This window comes from Brevibacterium sp. FAM 27836 (assembly GCF_051351055.1).
Taxonomy (GTDB): domain Bacteria; phylum Actinomycetota; class Actinomycetes; order Actinomycetales; family Brevibacteriaceae; genus Brevibacterium.
In genome coordinates this window covers 249,972-266,977 of sequence record NZ_CP195711.1, presented here as the reverse complement: position 1 = coordinate 266,977, position 17,006 = coordinate 249,972, and the positions used below count along the sequence as shown (strand labels likewise).

The 17,006-nt window shown below is 66.1% G+C and carries 19 protein-coding genes and 1 riboswitch; of the genes, 11 read left to right on the top strand and 8 right to left on the bottom strand.

The window, feature by feature from the left end:
• Position 1: 1 nt before the first annotated feature.
• Positions 2 to 646 (bottom strand): mismatch-specific DNA-glycosylase, encoded by a 645-nt coding sequence (locus tag ACSE4D_RS01265; protein ID WP_436326502.1) that lies wholly within the window; start codon positions 644 to 646, stop codon positions 2 to 4.
• A gap of 23 nt (positions 647 to 669) precedes the next feature.
• Between ACSE4D_RS01265 and ACSE4D_RS01260 the strand changes: the two genes are divergently transcribed.
• Entirely contained in the window at positions 670 to 1,155 is a 486-nt protein-coding gene (locus ACSE4D_RS01260; RefSeq protein WP_436326501.1) for an SRPBCC family protein, read from the top strand.
• Positions 1,156 to 1,201: 46 nt separating this feature from the next.
• Here the strand turns inward: ACSE4D_RS01260 and moeB are convergent, their stop codons facing one another.
• The 4 genes from moeB to thiO all read right to left on the bottom strand — a co-directional run bounded on the left by moeB (position 1,202) and on the right by thiO (position 4,652).
• On the bottom strand, positions 1,202 to 2,425 hold the full coding sequence (gene moeB, locus ACSE4D_RS01255; RefSeq protein WP_436326500.1) for a molybdopterin-synthase adenylyltransferase MoeB: 1,224 nt from the start codon (positions 2,423 to 2,425) through the stop codon (positions 1,202 to 1,204).
• Complete coding sequence (locus ACSE4D_RS01250) at positions 2,422 to 3,189, bottom strand: thiazole synthase (RefSeq protein WP_436326499.1); 768 nt, start codon at positions 3,187 to 3,189, stop codon at positions 2,422 to 2,424. The genes moeB and ACSE4D_RS01250 overlap by 4 nt, the downstream gene beginning before the upstream one ends.
• Before the next feature lies 1 nt (position 3,190).
• Positions 3,191 to 3,532 carry a sulfur carrier protein ThiS gene (gene thiS / locus ACSE4D_RS01245; protein WP_346763074.1) on the bottom strand — a complete coding sequence of 114 codons (342 nt, stop codon included), beginning with the start codon at positions 3,530 to 3,532 and terminating at the stop codon, positions 3,191 to 3,193.
• Positions 3,525 to 4,652 carry a glycine oxidase ThiO gene (thiO, locus tag ACSE4D_RS01240; RefSeq protein WP_436326498.1) on the bottom strand — a complete coding sequence of 376 codons (1,128 nt, stop codon included), beginning with the start codon at positions 4,650 to 4,652 and terminating at the stop codon, positions 3,525 to 3,527. Before thiO ends, thiS begins: the two co-directional genes overlap by 8 nt.
• Positions 4,642 to 4,745: riboswitch (TPP riboswitch) on the bottom strand. Its footprint overlaps the gene before it by 11 nt.
• 11 nt (positions 4,746 to 4,756) lie before the next feature.
• Here thiO and thiE point away from each other — a divergent pair.
• Complete coding sequence (gene thiE / locus ACSE4D_RS01235; RefSeq protein ID WP_436326497.1) at positions 4,757 to 5,440, top strand: thiamine phosphate synthase; 684 nt, start codon at positions 4,757 to 4,759, stop codon at positions 5,438 to 5,440.
• Positions 5,437 to 6,384, top strand: coding sequence for a 2-dehydropantoate 2-reductase (locus ACSE4D_RS01230; RefSeq protein ID WP_436326496.1), 948 nt, complete (start codon positions 5,437 to 5,439; stop codon positions 6,382 to 6,384). Before thiE ends, ACSE4D_RS01230 begins: the two co-directional genes overlap by 4 nt.
• On the opposite strand, the gene ACSE4D_RS01225 is transcribed toward ACSE4D_RS01230, so the two are convergent.
• Complete coding sequence (locus tag ACSE4D_RS01225) at positions 6,338 to 6,913, bottom strand: histone deacetylase (RefSeq protein WP_436326495.1); 576 nt, start codon at positions 6,911 to 6,913, stop codon at positions 6,338 to 6,340. The two genes, ACSE4D_RS01230 and ACSE4D_RS01225, sit on opposite strands and share 47 nt — an antisense overlap.
• A 131-nt stretch (positions 6,914 to 7,044) precedes the next feature.
• Here ACSE4D_RS01225 and ACSE4D_RS01220 point away from each other — a divergent pair, with 131 nt between their 5' ends.
• Positions 7,045 to 8,316 (top strand): alpha-hydroxy acid oxidase, encoded by a 1,272-nt coding sequence (locus ACSE4D_RS01220; RefSeq protein ID WP_436326494.1) that lies wholly within the window; start codon positions 7,045 to 7,047, stop codon positions 8,314 to 8,316.
• Here ACSE4D_RS01220 and ACSE4D_RS01215 read toward each other — a convergent pair.
• A complete protein-coding gene (locus tag ACSE4D_RS01215) occupies positions 8,294 to 8,905 on the bottom strand; it encodes a TetR/AcrR family transcriptional regulator (protein ID WP_436326493.1) in 612 nt (203 codons plus the stop codon). The two genes, ACSE4D_RS01220 and ACSE4D_RS01215, sit on opposite strands and share 23 nt — an antisense overlap.
• Positions 8,906 to 9,057: 152 nt before the next feature.
• Between ACSE4D_RS01215 and ACSE4D_RS01210 the strand changes: the two genes are divergently transcribed.
• From ACSE4D_RS01210 to ACSE4D_RS01200, 3 genes are all read left to right on the top strand, one after another.
• Positions 9,058 to 10,359 carry an FAD-dependent oxidoreductase gene (locus ACSE4D_RS01210; RefSeq protein WP_436326492.1) on the top strand — a complete coding sequence of 434 codons (1,302 nt, stop codon included), beginning with the start codon at positions 9,058 to 9,060 and terminating at the stop codon, positions 10,357 to 10,359.
• 61 nt (positions 10,360 to 10,420) lie between these two features.
• Entirely contained in the window at positions 10,421 to 11,905 is a 1,485-nt protein-coding gene (locus ACSE4D_RS01205) for an amino acid permease (RefSeq protein WP_436326491.1), read from the top strand.
• A gap of 38 nt (positions 11,906 to 11,943) precedes the next feature.
• On the top strand, positions 11,944 to 12,897 hold the full coding sequence (locus ACSE4D_RS01200; protein WP_436326490.1) for an iron-siderophore ABC transporter substrate-binding protein: 954 nt from the start codon (positions 11,944 to 11,946) through the stop codon (positions 12,895 to 12,897).
• A gap of 87 nt (positions 12,898 to 12,984) precedes the next feature.
• Here ACSE4D_RS01200 and ACSE4D_RS01195 read toward each other — a convergent pair whose 3' ends face one another.
• Positions 12,985 to 13,449: an NUDIX hydrolase gene (locus tag ACSE4D_RS01195; protein ID WP_135538304.1), complete on the bottom strand. Its 465-nt coding sequence runs from the start codon at positions 13,447 to 13,449 to the stop codon at positions 12,985 to 12,987.
• Between the two features lie 94 nt (positions 13,450 to 13,543).
• On the opposite strand from ACSE4D_RS01195, the gene ACSE4D_RS01190 reads away from it, so the two are divergent.
• The 4 genes from ACSE4D_RS01190 (at position 13,544) to ACSE4D_RS01175 (ending at position 16,966) form a co-directional block, all read left to right on the top strand.
• The gene (locus ACSE4D_RS01190) at positions 13,544 to 14,332 is read left to right on the top strand and encodes an alpha/beta fold hydrolase (protein ID WP_436326489.1); all 789 of its coding nucleotides are present in this window, start codon (positions 13,544 to 13,546) and stop codon (positions 14,330 to 14,332) included.
• A 74-nt stretch (positions 14,333 to 14,406) separates the two neighbouring features.
• Positions 14,407 to 15,315, top strand: coding sequence for a sulfurtransferase (locus tag ACSE4D_RS01185; RefSeq protein ID WP_436326488.1), 909 nt, complete (start codon positions 14,407 to 14,409; stop codon positions 15,313 to 15,315).
• The gene (locus tag ACSE4D_RS01180; RefSeq protein WP_135538309.1) at positions 15,315 to 15,800 is read left to right on the top strand and encodes a SufE family protein; all 486 of its coding nucleotides are present in this window, start codon (positions 15,315 to 15,317) and stop codon (positions 15,798 to 15,800) included. The genes ACSE4D_RS01185 and ACSE4D_RS01180 overlap by 1 nt, the downstream gene beginning before the upstream one ends.
• Positions 15,801 to 15,898: 98 nt before the next feature.
• A complete protein-coding gene (locus tag ACSE4D_RS01175) occupies positions 15,899 to 16,966 on the top strand; it encodes an iron chelate uptake ABC transporter family permease subunit (protein ID WP_425119448.1) in 1,068 nt (355 codons plus the stop codon).
• Positions 16,967 to 17,006 lie beyond the last annotated feature (40 nt).

Below are 17,006 nucleotides of genomic sequence, written 5' to 3'. Positions count from 1 at the left end.
CTCAGTCGTCGATGCTGTCCCAGACTTCGCGCCAGATCCGAGCGAGGTCGGCGACCTGATAGTGGGCGTTGAGACCGCTGGGCTGGGGCACCACATGCAAGGCGACCTCTCGGGGCCAGCCGTCGATGAGCGAGGTGTCCTGCCGACCGAACTGCGCCTTCGGCTGCCGGTAGCCGATCCGGAACGATGTGATGCCGGCGATCGCCACCGCACGCGGACGGATGTCAGCAAGCCGGTCGATGAGGTGAGTGGCACCATGACGCAGCTCCTCGCGGGAGAGCTCGTCGGCACGCACGGTGGCCCGCCCGATGAGATTGGTCAGACCGATGCCGCGGCGCAGCAGCTGCTGTTCATCGGCCGGGTCGAGTCCACGGGACGCATCGACGAGGTGGTCGGTCAGGCCCGCCTGATGCAGAGACGGCCAGAACCGGTTGCCGGGCCGAGCGAACGGGGCGTTGACCGCGGCCGTCCACAGACCCGGGTTGATGCCGACGATGAGCATCTTCAACCCGGAGGAATCGCCGGGCAGAATGTCATCGATCGCATTAGGATCATCCGTGGCGAACGCGGCGAGGTCGTCCTTCGTCGGTTTGCGACCGCCCAAGGGGGAGGGCCGACGGCTGCTGACACTGCTTTCCTCACTCACGTCTTTCACACTACCGTCGTATCATGAGCCACGAACATGTGCGACAGCGGGCCGGGGAATCCGCTCCATTCCATTTCGACGACCGGTGGACGGTCGAAGCCGGGAGAGAGTCCGTGTGGGCGGTCCTGGAGGAAGTCGAAGCCTGGCCGCAGTGGTGGCCGGGCCTGGCCGGAGCACACTGGTTCGAGGACCGAATCATCCCCGGCAGCCGGGCCGACATCCAGGTGCGCACGCCGGTCGGCATGTCTCTGTGCTTCACCATCGCCGCCGAACACGTCGACGCACCGAGGCGCATCAGTTTCAGCGCCCAAGGTGATCTGCGCGGCGAAGGACTGTGGACGCTGACGCCCCATGGCTCGTCCACGCACATCGATTCGCTGTGGTGTGTCACGACCACCCGCCCGGTCATCCGTGCGCTGCGGCCGCTGTCCGGGCTCATGCACGCACTCGTGATGCGAGCCGGTGAACGCGGTCTCCGTCGACGACTGTCCGGACGCGCCTGTGCGTGACTCAGGAGTGCCTGACGCGGGTGCGCCTGACTCGGGTGCGTCTGGCTCAGGAGAAGCGGCCGGCAGCGTCCTCGCCGGTCTCGTCCTGGACCGCCCAAGCGTCGATCCCGCCGGCCAGGGACCGCAGCCGCATCGCGGGCGGTGCGTCCTTCGTGAGCAGAGAGACTGCCTCGGCCGAACGCACCCCTGACTTGCAATGGACGACGACCTCGCGCCGGGCCGGCCCCTCGGCCGCAGAGTCGCACACCTCGGAGACGGCATCCCAGCCGTGTTCGCGGATCCGCTCCAAGGGCAGATGGAGACTGCCCGGGATGACTCTCAGCGCCCGCTCCCAGTCCTCCCGGACGTCGAGGAGCACCGTCGTGTCCCCGAGCGAGAGCAGCTCGGAAGGCTCGATCTCCTCCACTCCGGCCGCTGAGCCGTCGGCCGCGGCACTCGTGGATGCGGTGACAGCACAGGCGGCGGCCACCTCGGTGAGGTCGGTGACGGTCGGCCGATCGGGATCGGGGGAGAACCGCAGCGTCGAATACTCCCCGGCCAAAGCGTCATAGCGCAGCAGCCTGCCGATGAACGGTGTGCCGATGCCGCAGATGAGTTTGATCGCCTCGGTGGCCATCGCGGAACCGACGGTCCCGCACAGCACACCGAGCACCCCGCCCTCGGCGCAGTTGGGCACCGAATCAGGATCGGGGATGTCGGGGAACAGGTCGCGCAGCATCGGTCCGTGGCCGGGCACGAAGGTGCTCACCTGGCCGGAGAACCGGAAGATCGTGCCCCACACCAGCGGCGTGCCGGTGAGCTCAGCGGCATCATTGGACAGGTAGCGGGTGGCGAAGTTATCGGCCCCGTCGAGGACCACATCGTGTCCGGAGAAGAGGTCGAGCGCATTGTCCGGATTCAGACGGCCCTCGATCGTCCGGACGGTCAGATCCGGGTCGAGCCGGTGCAGTGCGGCGGCGGCCGATTCGACCTTCGACCGGCCCACATCGGCCGTGCCGTGGATGATCTGGCGCTGCAGATTCGAGGTCTCGACCACATCATCGTCGACGATCGTGATCGATCCGATCCCGGCCGCCGCCAGATAGTTGAGCACCGGGGAGCCGAGTCCGCCGGCACCGATGACCAGCACCGATGCGGCCCGCAGCCGCCGTTGACCCTCGAGTCCGAAACTCGGCAGGCTGAGGTGACGGGAGTAGCGTGCGATCTCCTCCGGTGACAGCGGTGGCCCGGGGGCCACCAGAGGAGCCAAGCGGGAGTCGGCTGCGGTCATCGTGATCCGACCATTCCGTCCAGCGGCGAGGACGCCAGCGCCAGCGGCCGCTTCGGGATGCGTCCGGCACCGGCGGCCAGATGTCCGGCCTCGACGGCCAGGGACATCGCCCGGGTCATCGCGTGCGCATCATGAGCGCGGGTGACCGCTGAGGCCAGAAGCACCGCGGTGCACCCGAGTTCCATCGCCAGGGCCGCATCGGAGGCGGTGCCGACACCGGCGTCGAGGATGATCGGCACCTCGGCCCGGTCGACGATGGTTTCGATATTGTGCGGGTTGAGGATGCCCAGTCCGCTGCCGATGGGCGCACCGGCGGGCATCACCGCCGCCACCCCTGCATCTTCGAGGCGTTTGGCCAGTGCAGGGTCGTCGTTCGTGTACGCGAAGACGGTGAAGCCGTCGAGGACGAGCTCCTCGGCGGCGGTGAAGAGTTCGATCGGATCCGGCAGCAGGGTGTCCTCATCGGCGATGACTTCGAGCTTCAGCCAATTCGTCTCAAGTGCCTCCCGGGCCAGCTGCGCCGTGAGCACAGCATCCCGGGCGGTATAGCATCCGGCCGTGTTCGGCAGGATGCGGATGCCCAAGCGGTCGAGCAGCTTGAATACCGAATCACGTGACTGCGCATCGAAGCGACGCATCGCCACAGTCGTCAGTTCCGTCCCCGACGCCTGCAGAGCGGCATCGAGGATGCTCAGCGAGCTCGCCCCTCCGGTGCCCATGACGAGCCGGGAGGTCATGTCCACACCATCGATCGTCCAGGTCATCTCAGCCTCCCTGCACCGCGGTGACGATGTCGACGGTGTGCCCGTCGGACAGAGTGAAGTCGGACCACATGCCGCGACGGATGACCTCGCCGTCGACGGCCACGGCGATGCCCAGTCGTCCTCCGTCGGCCGGGGTTCCGTCGCTGTGCAGCTGCCGTCCGGTGACCTCGGCGACGAGGTCGAGCGCCGAGGATGTGGTGAGCTCACGGCGTTCCCCGTTGAGAACGATGGACGGTGAATGGGCAGCTCGGGGTGTCGATGCGGATCGGGTCATATCGGGCTCCTCTTCGAAGTGATGATGGTCGGGGCTGAACAGGTGGCGGGTGAACACGGCATCAGGCATTCGACACCGGCGCCGCCTCGGAGAAACGATGTGGGGAGACGGAATCGAGGGCACCGTCGGGCAACCAGTCCGGGGAGATCCCGAGGGCGAGCTCGGCCCCCAACCGTCCGCCGAGAGGGGCGAGCAGAATTCCGTGACGGAAGTACCCGGTGCTCACGACACAGCCGTCGTCGGCACGGCCGATGAACGGCAGATCGTCGGGGGAGCCGGGGCGGGCCCGAGTCGTGACCTCGGTGATGTCACAGTCGAGGATGCCGGGGACGAGGCGCTGACCGTCCTGGAGCAGACGGTGCACAGCCCCGGCAGATGTGGCGGCCCGACCGTCCTCACGGGAACTGGCCCCGAGCACGATCTCACCGTCCGGACGCGGAACGAGGTAGACGGCCCGACCGTTGACCAAACCACGGATGGTGCGAGTGAGCAGGGGAGTGTGCTCGGCCTGGGCCCGTAACCGGAGCACATCACCCCACACCTGTCGCACGGGCAGGACCGGAGCACCGGTGATCGATGCGCTGCCGGTGCTCAGCACCACCTGGTCGGCCTCGAGACTGCGCCCGTCGGCCAGTCTGACTCCGATGGTCGTGTCGCCACGGCGAACCACCTCGGTGACTGTTTCTCGGACAAGCGTCTCCGTGGTCATCGACAGCAGCGCCGCGCTCAGTCGCCGGGGATCGACCGACCAGTCGTCGGGGATGTCCACGGCGCCGATGATCGAGGGGGCCAGAGAGGGCTCGACCGCCCGGGCCTTCGACCCGGAGATGAGTTCGGTGGTGAACCCGGCTGCCGACTGGGCCCCGCGCAGTTCCCGCAGGGTCTGCAGATCGGCCCGGTCGCCGGCGCACACGAGAGTCCCGGTGGAATTGAGCCCCAGCTCGGCTCCCGTTGCGCTCGCCACCTCGGCAGTGAACCCGGGGTACAACTCACCGGATGATCGCATCAGCGGATACAGGGGAGTCTGACCCCACACCACTTCGGCGGCCGGGGCGATCATCCCCGCCGCGGCATGGGAGGCTCCCTGGGCGGGGGCGGGATCGATGATGGTGACGACTGCACCGAGGCGGCGCAGATGCCAAGCCGTGGCCAGGCCGATGATTCCGGCGCCGACGACGATGACGTGCATGGATTCTCCCTCCGGCGGCATAACCCGCATCAGGTCTGACGGTCGGCTCTTACGCCCTCTCAGCCTCGTTGGGAGGCTCCCGCGAACTCCTCTACTCTATGACCATGACCACAGATATTCCACCGCGCACCGAAAGGCCCGGAACACTGCGGGCCCGACGGGAAGCCCAGTTGGCAGATTCCACGCTCTACCTGTGCACCGATGCCAGAGGCGACGAAGGGGATCTGCCCGACTTCCTTCGGGCCGCCTATGCCGGGGGAGTCGACATCATCCAACTTCGCGACAAGACCCTTGAGGCCAAAGCCGAGATCGCCGCCCTCGAAGTGCTGCGCGACATCGCCGCCGAACACGGAAAATTCTTCTCCGTCAACGACCGCGCCGATGTCGCACTCCTCACCGGAGCCGACGTCTTCCATGTCGGACAGGGTGACCTCACCAGCGCCCAGGCCCGCACCGTCCTCGGCCCCGACGTCATCCTCGGCCGCTCCACCCATTCCCTGGACCAGGCGCTCGCCGCCGAGGCGGATCCGGAGGTCGACTACTTCTGCGTCGGACCGGTGTGGGAGACGCCGACGAAACCCGGCCGACCGGCCGTGGGCAGGTCTCTGCTCACCGAGGTGGCCGCCTCGGTGAGCACACCCTGGTTCGCCATCGGCGGGATCGCGGCAGGACCGCGGCTGACGGCGATCCGGCAAGCGGGCGCGAACCGGGCGGTGGTCGTGCGTGCGATAACCTCGGCAGACGACCCCGCTGCGGCCGCACGGGAACTCAAGGAGGCGCTGGAATGACCGAGACGACGAATGCCCGACCCGACGGACCCGCGATCCTCATCGCCGGGGCCGGAGCCACCGGTGGGGCTTTCGGGTCCTACCTGCTCGAGGCCGGCCGCGACGTCACCTTCCTCCTCCGCGAGGCCAAGGCGGAGCGGATCCGCGCCGCCGGACTGAGCTTCGTCTCACCCGACGCAGACCGGACGAATTCCGTGAATGTGCTCACCGCGGCCGAACTCCACGAGGCTCCGCGTGCGTTCGACCTCGTCATCATCGCGGTCAAAGCCAATGGACTCGACTCGGTGCTCACCGACATCCGCCCTGCCGTCGGTCCGGAGACGAAGATCATCCCCTTCCTCAACGGCATGGCGCAGATCGATCGGCTGGCGGAGGACTACCCGGGGCAGGTGCTCGGCGGGCTCGTCAAGATCGTGGGCACGATCAAGGACGATGCGGTCCATCAGCTCACCGACCTGTCCGTGATGACGATCGGCGACCTCGACGGGACGGCGGTGCCCGCCCCGATCACCGCGGCTCTCGACGTGCCCGGGTACCGGCTGCAGGTCATCGACGGCATCATCGACGGGCTGTGGGAGAAGTGGGCTTTCATCGCTGCCGCCGGCGTCGTCACCTGCCTCTTCCGGGCCCCGGTGGGCGCGATCATGAGCGCCGGCGGACGTGATCAGGTGCTGCAGATCATCGACGAGATCGAAGCCGTGGCGACCGCCGCCGGGCACCCGGTGTCGGAGAAGTCGCACGCCGTGACGGTGAAGATGCTCACCGAGGAGGGGTCGGCGTTCACCTCATCCCTCTACCGGGACGTCACTGCGGGTCTGGACAGCGAAGCCGAGCACATCCTCGGCGATCTGGCTACGAAGGCCGCCGGGCTGGGAGTCCGGACCCCGCTGCTCGACCTCACGCTTGTGCAGCTGCGTGCAGGTGCAGCCCGGAAGCAGCACTGACCTCGGCCGCTCCCGTGCGCAGCATCGCCAGATAGGGTTCGCTGGGCTGAGTGTGCTCGATGTCAGCCGAACCATGCGAGGCAGTGAATGTGACCATCGGAACGTCGTCGAGCGTGTCGAGGACGATGAGAGTCTCATATCCGCCGGGGCCGACCGAATGCGAGGTACCGGCGGGCAGGTCGAACACGAGGCGCTCCAGCGGGGAATCGGCGGCCGGGGGCCGATTCATCTCTTGGGATGCGACATCGGCGAACTGTGCGGCGGTGATGAGATAGGCCTTGGCCGGAGTGGGGCCGGGCACGTGATGGTCGTAGAAGGCCATTCCGCCGCCCCAGACTCTCGAAGCTCCGGCGAAGTAGATCGTGCCAGGCAGTTCGATTCCGGCCTCGGCACGGGGCAGAGTCGTGTCCCGTGCTCCCGGATAGGTGACCTGGGCTCCGGGTGGTCGCCCGCCCTGCAGATAGCAGGCGAGCCGATCACGAGCCATGTTCGAACCGTAGCTGACGTACCACACATGCGTTTGAGACATCACCTCCATGATGCCATCTCCGCCCCGCAGCGCGTGGAACCGGGCGGCGCGGTTCGCATCGCGGTCGGCCCGGCCGGAGCCGAGACTCCGTGCCTAGACTGGCGGTTCCGCGATCGTGAGCTAGGAGAGAGATGAAGCGTCGATTCCCCGACATCAGAGAGCTTGCCCCGCTGCTGCAGTTCGAGCCGCCCCGGTTCGATCGCGTCGCGGCCAGACTCGAATCCGCCGCCGATATCTGGGACCTTCGCCGCATCGCGAAACGGGTGACGCCGACGGCGCCCTTCGACTACGTCGACGGAGGTGCGCTCGACGAGCACACGCTGCGCAAGAATCGCCAGGTCTTCGCCGACGTCGAACTCCTCCCGCGGATTCTGCATGGAGTCGACGTTCCGAACACATCGACGACGATCGCCGGTCAGGACACTGCGCTGCCATTCGGCATCGCCCCGACCGGCTACACGCGGATGATGCATTCCGAGGGGGAGATCGGGGGAGTTCGCGCCGCGGCGAAGGCCGACATTCCCTTCTCCCTCTCAACAATGGGCACGCGGTCGATCGAGGAGGTCGCGCAGGCGGCACCCGGATCGACGCGGTGGTTCCAGCTCTATCTGTGGAAGGACCGCGAACGCAGCCTCGACCTGCTTCAGCGCGCCCAGGCCAGCGGATATGAGACCCTGCTCGTGACCGTCGACACTCCGATCACGGGACTGCGTCTGCGCGATAACCGCAACGGACTCTCGATTCCGCCGAAGCTGACCTTCAAGACGATTCTGGACGCCTCCTACCGGCCCGGTTGGTGGTTCAACTTCCTCACGACCGAACCGCCGAAGTATGCCTCCTTGTCGAGCTCTTCGCAGTCCTTGGCCGAGTTGACGCGGACGATGTTCGATCCGACGCTTGATCTCGATGATCTCAGGTGGATCCGCGAGCAGTGGAAGGGCCGACTCTTCGTCAAGGGCGTCCTCACCGCCGAGGATGCCAGCAGGGCCCGGTCCATCGGTGCCGACGGTCTGGTCGTGTCCAACCACGGAGGGCGCCAGCTCGATCGCGCTCCCGACTCCCTGACCGCGCTGGCAGAGGTGCGTGCGGCGGTCGGAGAGGAGATGGAGCTCATCCTCGACTCCGGAATCATGTCCGGTACTGACGTCGTGGCCGCGTTGTGCGCCGGAGCGGATTTCGTACTCATCGGCCGGGCGTATCTCTACGGACTGATGGCCGGCGGACAGCGCGGGGTGGAGCGGGCCATCGACCTGATCCGGACCGAAATGCTGACTGCCATGGGGCTGATGGGCGCCCGGAATATCTCCGACCTCGGGCCGCAGTTGGCCAGAGGGCTTCCGACAGCTGCCGATTTGCCCGACGAGGCACCGGGCCGGCGCCTCACGCCTGAAGCAGACGTTTGAGCAGACGGAACTGCTGACCGGCGGCAGCCTCGAGGTCGCCGCCGGTCAGCCTGTCGCCGTCGACCTGCCGCAGCGCCCATTCGTCGAGGGCCGTCAACAGGGTCGCAGCCGCCAGGGCCTGGAGGTCTGCCGGGCAGTCCGCATCGACGGCGCCTGTCTCCCGTCCGACCTCCAACACCGACGAGATCCACGTCCTGTAGTCGTGGTCAAGACTGCTCACACCGGGATCGGCCCGATTGGCATGCACGATCCGCCACAGCAGTTCGAGGGCCCGACTCTGCGGCCAGACATGCAGGGCATCGTCGAAGATGTCTGCCGCAGTCGCCCAGAAATCAGAGGCGAAACCGCTCGGGTCCGGGGGAGTCCACTCCTTCCTCGCCTGCTCCCGAAGCTCATCGACGACCAGTGACAACAGTGATTCTTTGGAGTCGATGACGTGGTAGAAGGAGCTCTTGCTCATTCGTGCTCCGGAGATGATGCCGTTGAGAGAGGCCTGTTCGAAGGGACGGGAGGCGAATTCCTCGGCGGCGGCGAAGATCAGCGCCTGCCGCTTGGCGCTCGGCATACGTGCGAAGGCAGAAGCTGACACGATCTCTTCCTCACACTCTCTGGACCGGGTGGTCCATGCAATGCTAGCGTGATTGGACCAGCTGGTCCAGAGCGCGTATATCGACCGCGCAATTCAGAGGTTGCCGCGGAGTCGGGAACCGACTGCAGGAGATTGCGACACGAGGAGACGTCATGATCACGGAGGCGCCCTTCGATGAGCAGTATGAGGCCACGACGAGCGATGATCTGCGCATCCTCGTCGTGGGTGCCGGAATCGCGGGAATCACGGTCGCCCAGCTGCTGCGGAGGCAAGGCCGGCATCCCGTGCTCATCGAGCGGTCCCGAAACTCAGAGGCGATGACCGATGACGACCATGCCGGGTACATGCTCGCTCTCATGCCGATGGTCGACCCGATCTTCGCCGAACTCGGTGTCCGTGAGCACTATCGCGAGGCCAGCGTGGCCATCGACCGGTACGCGTTCCACGCCCACACCGGCGAAACGCTGCGCGAAGATCGTCTGGGGAGCCTGCTGGCTCGCTATGGGGAATACCGAGGAATAGCCAGACGGGAACTCATCACGGTCCTCTCGGCCGAGACCTGTCCCGTGGCCTTCGACTCATCGCTGGACTCCCTCGCCGCCCCCGGCTCCGACTGCGCCACCGACCTCGGCTCCGCGACCGGCCGGAAATCACGTCCGAACCGGGTGGAGGTGCGCACCGGAGTCCACGGAGGGGAAAATCGTGTGCACAGCGCGGAATTCGACCTCGTCATCATCGCCGACGGTCTGAACTCCCACAGCAGACGTCTCGTTCCGGGAGGCTCATCCGAGAGCTCGGTCGACACGGCGTGGGGCGGATGGGTCGCCTGGGCTCCGGCAGATGCGGAAACCGATCGGGTCGACGAACTCTGGGGCGACGGATTCTTCTTCGGTGCCTACCCGGTCAAGGACAGAATCGGCATCTTCCTCGGCGCTCCCGATTCTCGAGAACCTCTCGGCGCCGAACGCTTCGTCTCCGAGGTGCGCAGGCGGCTGACCACTGTCAGCCCCCGGATCGACGCGGCGCTGACCGCAGTCGCCGAGGCAGATGACCCGTACTTCTGGTCGCTCCGAGATTTCCGCAGTGCCCAGTGGACCACAGGAAGGACGGTCCTCCTCGGAGATGCGGCAGCGGGATTCCTCCCCACGGCCGGAATCGGCGCCGGGATGTCGATGGAGTCGGCGCAGATGCTCGCAGCATCCCTCGAAGGCATCCCGCCATCGCAGCTGCCCGCCGCATTGGCCCGCTACGAGGCCGTCCAGCGGCCCCGAGTCGAACAGGCACAGTCCACCTCTCGACAACTGGCCGGCCTCATGTTCCACCTGCCCAAGATCCTGACCGGTCCGCGAGAAGTCCTCTTCCGACTGGTGAGCATCAAGGCCGCACTGGCACCGATCATCGACCTGCTCAAGCACCCGGCTGGAACGGACAAGGTGCGCAGCTCCGACAACTGAATGTGGTAAAAATGGCCGGGGCCCGAACGGGACGCCGGTCGCACGACAGTCAAGGGACACGATGAAAACAGCAGCCGCCTCGGCGAGGGAGAACCGCGAACTCAAACGGGGGCTGAAGTCGCGTCACCTGCAGATGATCGCCATCGGCGGAGCCATCGGCACCGGACTCTTCCTCGGATCCGGCGGCACCATCTCCCAAGCCGGACCCGGCGGTGCCCTGCTGGCGTATGCGGCCATCGGTGTCATGGTCCTCTTCGTCATGCAGTCGCTGGGGGAGATGTCGACGCACCTTCCGGTGGCAGGTTCCTTCCATACCTACGGCGCGAAGTACGTCAGCCGCTCCTTCGGCTTCGCGATGGGCTGGAACTACTGGTTCAACTGGGCGATCACCCTCGCTGCCGAACTCGTGGCCGCCGGAGTCATCATGTCCTTCTGGTACCCCGGCGTGCCATCGTGGATCTGGGCGGCCAGCTTCCTCATCCTCCTCGGCGGTCTCAACTTCCTGTCCGCGAAGGCCTTCGGCGAAGGCGAATTCTGGTTCGCCGCGATCAAGGTCACCGCAGTGCTCGCGTTCCTCGTCCTCGGCGTACTCATGATCATCGGCATCATCGGCGGTTCCTCGCCGGGGGTGGAGAATTGGACGACGGGGCAGGCCCCGTTCGTCGGCGGGTGGATGTCGGTCGTCAGCGTGTTCATGATCGCCGGCTTCTCCTTCCAGGGCACAGAGCTCGTCGGCGTGACCGCCGGGGAATCCGAGAACCCGCGCCGAGACATGCCCCGGGCCATCCGGACCGTGTTCTGGCGCATCATGCTCTTCTACATCGGCGCGATCATCATCATCGGCTTCCTCCTGCCCTACACCGACCCTTCGCTCCTGGCCTCGGCGAACAACGAGGACATCACGGCCTCACCTTTCACGCTCGTCTTCGAGCGCGCCGGAATCGCTGTCGCCGCGGGTGTGATGAATGCCGTCATCCTCACCGCGATCCTGTCTGCCGGCAACTCCGGTCTCTACGCTTCGACCCGCATGCTCTACGCCATGGCGAAAGAGGGAACCGCGCCGAGGATGTTCGCCCGACTCAACGCGCGCGGAGTCCCCGTCATGGCACTGCTGGCCACCGCGGTCATCGGCCTGTTCGGATTCCTCACCGAGATCATGGGCGACGGCGGTGCCTATACGTGGCTGATGAATGTCTCCGGCCTGTCCGGGTTCATCGTCTGGGTCGGCATCGCCTGGTGTCACTTCCGCTTCCGCCGTGCCTACGTGCGCCAAGGCCACAGCATCGACGATCTGCCGTACCGGGCGCCGCTGTTCCCGATCGGCCCGGTCATCGCGCTCATCATGCTCATCGTCGTCATCATCGGCCAGAACGTGCAGGCCATCGTCAACGGGCAGCTGCTCCAGGTCGCCAGCGCCTATGCCGGGCTGCCGGCGTTCCTGCTCCTGTGGCTCATCCACCGCATCCTCACCGGCCGTGCCTCCGGCATCGTCGCCCTCGACGAGATGGACGTCGCCGGGTTGAAGATCACGGATTCCGAAAAATGAGTTAAGCTAGGCTCGCCTAACTACTTGAGAAGGAATCCATGCGCCGTATTCTCGCCCCACTGTTCGCCTCTGTTCTCGTCCTTGCCGGCTGCGGCGGGGGAGGTGCTGCCGAGGAGGCCTCCGGGCCCAGCGTCGAGACGAAGTTCGGTTCCGTCGAAGTCCCCTCCGACCCGCAGCGCGTCGTCGCTCTGGGCTGGGGCGACGCCGAGACGGCCCTCGCCCTCGGGGTGCAGCCCGTCGGTGCCTCCGACTGGGTCGAATTCGGCGGTCAGGGCGTCGGACCTTGGGCAGAGGATCTCTACGATGAGGCTCCCGAGATCATCGCCACGATGGAACCCGACTACGAGGCGATCGCCGCCCTCGAACCCGACCTCATCCTCGACACGAAGAGCTCCGGCGAGCAGAAGCGCTACGACCGTCTCTCCGAGATCGCCCCGACCGTCGGTGCGCCGGAAGGCGGAGACAACTACCTGACGACGATGGACCAGCAGGTTGATCTCGTCGCCGAGGCCCTCGGCAAGGAAGACGACGGCAAGAAGCTCCTCGAGGACCTCGATGAGAAGTTCGCATCCGTGCGCAAGGATCACCCGGAGTTCGCCGGCAAGTCCGTGACAGTGGGATCGAAGACCTCGGAAGGCTGGGGTGCCTACGTCGAGGGTTCGGAACGTGTGGAGTTCATGAAGAACCTCGGCTTCGAGCCCTCGGAGAAGATCGCGGCGCTCAAACCCGAAGGCTTCAGCGTGAGCATCTCCGAGGAGAAGCTCGACCAGCTCGACGCCGACCTGCTCGTCGTCTTCCCCATCTACATCAAGGACGCCGAGGTCACGGACGATCCCGCGTTCAAACGCGTGCCTGCGGTCGAAGACGGCCACGATCTGGTGCTCACCGACGACCTCGACGATGTGCGCCAGGCCTTCTCACTGAATTCCGTGCTCTCGGCCTCCTTCGCCGCTGATGAGATGCCCGATCTCATCGCCGACACGCTGAACTGAGGCGAACGGGCCGCCGGCTGAGCCGACCGTCGGCCGAGGCGAAGAAACCGGCCCCGAGGACTCTGTGCCTCGGGGCCGGTCGCGTTCTCAGTCTCGCCGGTCGCCGCGCAGCGCCTCCAGACCGACGTTGATGATGCGGGCATGGCGGATGTCGGTGAGAGACTCGATCGCCAGCCATTCTGCCCGATCCGTAGTCCCGTCGACCTCGAGCGTGCCCAGAGTCCCTCCGGTGATCCGCGCCTCGAAGACGACACGCACCCCTTTGAACGGCCGAGCCGTCGAAGCTCCGAATGCGGGATTGCGGCGCGATTCCGTGAACGAATGCGTGGTCAGGGGACGGACGAGCTCCGCATCGTAGCCGGTCTCCTCTTTGATCTCCCGGATCGTGCCCTCTTCGATGCTCTCGGAGAACTCGATCCCGCCGCCGGGCAGCGTCCAGATCGCGTGGGAGTGATCCCGCCCTCCGTTGAACCAGCTGAGGAGGATTTCGTCGTCATCGTTGACGATGATCGCATAACCGGCAAGGCGAGTGTCATATTCGGAGAAGTGCATGCCCTCACCCTACCCGCGCCCCGTTCCGAGGCCGATGGGACCGAATCCGGTGAGGCGAGCTCGACCGCATCCCCTCACCGGATAGTCTGGAGGGGTGACTTCCATCAGCAGCAGACTCATCGGTGACTCGGGCCCGCGCATCGTCTTCCTCCACGGGCTCTTCGGTCGCGGCAAGAACTTCACCCAGATCGCCAAGGCACTCGAACCCGAGTATTCGAGCCTGCTCGTCGACCTGCCCAACCACGGCGACTCCGACTGGACCGAGACCTTCGACTACATCGATATCGCCGATGCTGTGGCCGGCCATATCGTCGAGGCGATCGACGACGATCGCAGGCCCGTGCATCTGGTCGGACACTCCCTGGGCGGGAAGGTCGCCATGGTGCTCGCCCTGCGCCACCCGCAGCTGATCAACAGACTCGTCATCGTCGACATCGGACCCAACGCAGGCGGATCGACCGGCGTCTTCGACCACCTGCTCTCCAGCCTCGCCGCCCTCGACCTGGATCAGGTCGGATCGCGCAAGGACGCCGACGCCGCACTGCGAGAGCCGATCCCCGAGGCGGCGATCCGGGGATTCCTGCTGCAGAACCTGCGCCCCACCTCGGCGGGCCTCGCCTGGCAGCCCAACCTCGCACTGCTGCATGCCAGCCTTGATGTCATCGGCGACTTCCCCGACCTCGGTGACGCAGAATTCGACCGCCCGGTCCTGTGGGTGGCCGGTGAGAGATCCGACTATGTCAGCCGCGAGGATCTGCCCCAGATGCGGGCGCTGTTCCCCCGCACCACGCTGCTCACCGTCAAAGGGGCCGGGCACTGGGTGCACTCAGAGAAGCCGCAGGCCTTCGTCTCGGCGCTCGTGACATTTCTCGGCCGACCCTGAAGAGGGAATATGCTGGCTGAGCACGACGTTGCCCCAACGAGCACGTCACCGTGACTACATTTCAGGAGGAATGCGTGAGCACTTCGATCCCGGCCGATCCCACACCGAAGTTCGCCGAATACGCGGACGGAACCCGACTGGTCAGCACCGATTGGGTCGCTGAACATGCTGGCGATCCCGGACTCGTCATCGTCGAAAGCGACGAGGACGTACTGCTCTACGAGACCGGCCACATCCCAGGAGCGGTCAAGGTCGATTGGCACACCGAGCTCAACGATTCCGTGACCCGCGACTATGTCGATGGGGAAGGCTTCGCCGCGCTCATGTCGCGTAAGGGCATCTCCCGCGATGACACGATCATCGTCTATGGCGACAAATCCAACTGGTGGGCCGCCTACGCGCTGTGGGTCTTCACTCTCTTCGGTCACGAAGACGTCCGCCTCATGGACGGCGGTCGTGCCAAATGGCAGGCCGAAGGCCGTGAGATGACGACGGAGAAGCCGCAGCCCGCACCCACCGAGTACCCGGTCGTCGAGCGCGACGATTCGGCCATTCGCGCCTTCCTGCCCGAGGTTCGAGACAGCCTCGGCGACCTGCCGCTCATCGATGTGCGCAGCCCTGAAGAATTCTCCGGAGAACGCACCCACATGCCCGCCTACCCGGAGGAAGGCGCACTGCGCGGCGGTCACATCCCCGGCGCGAAGTCGATGCCCTGGGGCAAGGCAGCCAACGAGGACGGCACGTTCAAGTCGGCGGCCGAGCTGCGCGAGCTCTACACGGAGCAGGCCGGACTGGGCGAAAGCGAAGAGGTCATCGCCTACTGCCGCATCGGCGAACGCTCCAGTCACACCTGGTTCGTCCTCACACACCTGCTCGGCTACGACAAGGTCCGCAACTACGACGGCTCCTGGACCGAATGGGGCAATGTCGTGGGCGTGCCGATCGTCACCGGCTCCGAGCCCGGGGAGGTCTCCGGACGCTGATGGCCGAGACCACCACCCCCGAGACCGCCGACCTGCCCGAGGGGCTGGCCGAGATCGTCACCGATTTCGCTGAGACACCGGCCGACGATCGTCTGCAGGTGCTGCTCGAGTTCGCCACGGATCTGCCGGATCTGCCGGAGAAGTACACGGATCATCCCGAACTGCTTGAGCCCGTGCCCGAGTGCCAGTCTCCGATCTTCCTCGTCACCGAGGTCGAATCCCCCGAGGCGGGGGAGCAGGCCGAAGTGCGGCTGCACTTCTCCGCCCCGCCGGAATCGCCGACGACTCGCGGATTCGCCGGGATCCTCCACGAGGGGCTCGACGGGTCCACCGCCGAAGTGATCCTCTCGGTTCCGTCGGATCTGCCGCTGCGACTGTCGCTGTCCGATATCGTCAGCCCGCTGCGGCTGCGCGGCATGAGCGGAATGCTCTCCCGGATCCAGCGCCAGGTGTCTGAGAGGATCGGCAAGATCACAGTTCGGTGAGACCGATTTCGCTTGGCTGAGGTGGATCAGTGGGTTACAGTGTGGTTAGCCTGCCCTTAGTCCACTGATGATCAGCTTAACTGCGAAGGACCACCCCGATGACCGGTTCTGCCACCACCGCTGCGGCGGAACCGCACTCCGACACAGGTCGTTCGACCGGTCGGAATCTGTGGGTCAAGCGGGTTGTGGGGCTGGTGGCGGCCGTCATCGCGCTCATCGCCGTGGTGATGGCCTCCCTGGCCGTCGGAGCTCGCGACATGCCAGTCTCCGAGGTGCTCGCAGCCTTCTTCAACCCGACGGGCAGCGATGATCAGCTCGTCGTCCTTGAACTCCGTCTGCCGCGGACGGTGCTCGGCATCCTCGTCGGCATGGGGCTCGGATTGGCGGGCGGACTCATTCAGGCCCTGACCCGCAACCCGCTGGCCGACCCGGGCATCCTCGGAGTCAATGCCGGAGCCTCGTTCGCGATCACCATCGGAGTCGCCTTCTTCGGCGCCGAAACGATCACCGGATACATCTGGTTCGCCTTCGCCGGTGCGCTCATCACCACCGTCGGCGTCTACATCATCGGCTCCGCGGGGCGCAGCCGCACCGTCGACCCGATTCGACTCACCCTGGCCGGAGTCGCCGTGGCCGCCGTGCTGACCGGACTGACCAAAGGCATCCTGCTCACCAACGAACGCGCCTTCGACTCATTCCGCTCCTGGGATGTCGGAGCCGTCGCCGGACGCGATTTCGACACCGTCACCGCGATCCTGCCGTTCATGATCATCGGCACCGTGCTCGCTGTGGGCCTGTCCCATTCGCTCAACGCGGTAGCACTCGGCGATGACCTCGCCGCCAGCCTCGGCACCTCGGTCAACCGGACGAGAATTCTCTCGATCCTCGCCGTCACCCTGCTCGCCGGCGCGGCCACTGCGGCCGCCGGGCCGATCGGATTCATCGGACTGATGATCCCGCACATCGCCCGGTGGATCGTCGGGCCCGACCAACGGTGGATCCTCGGCTACTCCCTGGTGCTCTCACCGATTCTGCTGCTGGCCTCCGACGTCATCGGCCGAGTCGTGATGAAGCCCGGAGAACTCCAGGTCGGGGTCGTCACCGCGTTCGTCGGCGCACCCGTACTCATCGCACTCGTACGTCGGAAGAAGGCGAGCGGCCTGTGAAGTCCACCGACTCAGCGGTGCACGACCGCACACTCGCACC

What these genes read in the sequence shown, in the direction of transcription:
- moeB (WP_436326500.1), bottom strand. Translation starts at nt 2,425, where the DNA reads ATGACCGCAGCCGACTCCCGCTTGGCTCCTCTGGTGGCCCCCGGGCCA.
- ACSE4D_RS01260 (WP_436326501.1), top strand. Translation starts at nt 670, where the DNA reads ATGAGCCACGAACATGTGCGACAGCGGGCCGGGGAATCCGCTCCATTC.
- thiS (WP_346763074.1), bottom strand. Translation starts at nt 3,532, where the DNA reads ATGCCTGATGCCGTGTTCACCCGCCACCTGTTCAGCCCCGACCATCAT.
- thiO (WP_436326498.1), bottom strand. Translation starts at nt 4,652, where the DNA reads ATGCACGTCATCGTCGTCGGCGCCGGAATCATCGGCCTGGCCACGGCT.
- ACSE4D_RS01180 (WP_135538309.1), top strand. Translation starts at nt 15,315, where the DNA reads ATGGCCGAGACCACCACCCCCGAGACCGCCGACCTGCCCGAGGGGCTG.
- thiE (WP_436326497.1), top strand. Translation starts at nt 4,757, where the DNA reads ATGACCACAGATATTCCACCGCGCACCGAAAGGCCCGGAACACTGCGG.
- ACSE4D_RS01175 (WP_425119448.1), top strand. Translation starts at nt 15,899, where the DNA reads ATGACCGGTTCTGCCACCACCGCTGCGGCGGAACCGCACTCCGACACA.
- ACSE4D_RS01205 (WP_436326491.1), top strand. Translation starts at nt 10,421, where the DNA reads ATGAAAACAGCAGCCGCCTCGGCGAGGGAGAACCGCGAACTCAAACGG.
- ACSE4D_RS01210 (WP_436326492.1), top strand. Translation starts at nt 9,058, where the DNA reads ATGATCACGGAGGCGCCCTTCGATGAGCAGTATGAGGCCACGACGAGC.
- ACSE4D_RS01200 (WP_436326490.1), top strand. Translation starts at nt 11,944, where the DNA reads ATGCGCCGTATTCTCGCCCCACTGTTCGCCTCTGTTCTCGTCCTTGCC.
- ACSE4D_RS01225 (WP_436326495.1), bottom strand. Translation starts at nt 6,913, where the DNA reads ATGTCTCAAACGCATGTGTGGTACGTCAGCTACGGTTCGAACATGGCT.
- ACSE4D_RS01250 (WP_436326499.1), bottom strand. Translation starts at nt 3,189, where the DNA reads ATGACCTGGACGATCGATGGTGTGGACATGACCTCCCGGCTCGTCATG.
- ACSE4D_RS01230 (WP_436326496.1), top strand. Translation starts at nt 5,437, where the DNA reads ATGACCGAGACGACGAATGCCCGACCCGACGGACCCGCGATCCTCATC.
- ACSE4D_RS01220 (WP_436326494.1), top strand. Translation starts at nt 7,045, where the DNA reads ATGAAGCGTCGATTCCCCGACATCAGAGAGCTTGCCCCGCTGCTGCAG.
- ACSE4D_RS01195 (WP_135538304.1), bottom strand. Translation starts at nt 13,449, where the DNA reads ATGCACTTCTCCGAATATGACACTCGCCTTGCCGGTTATGCGATCATC.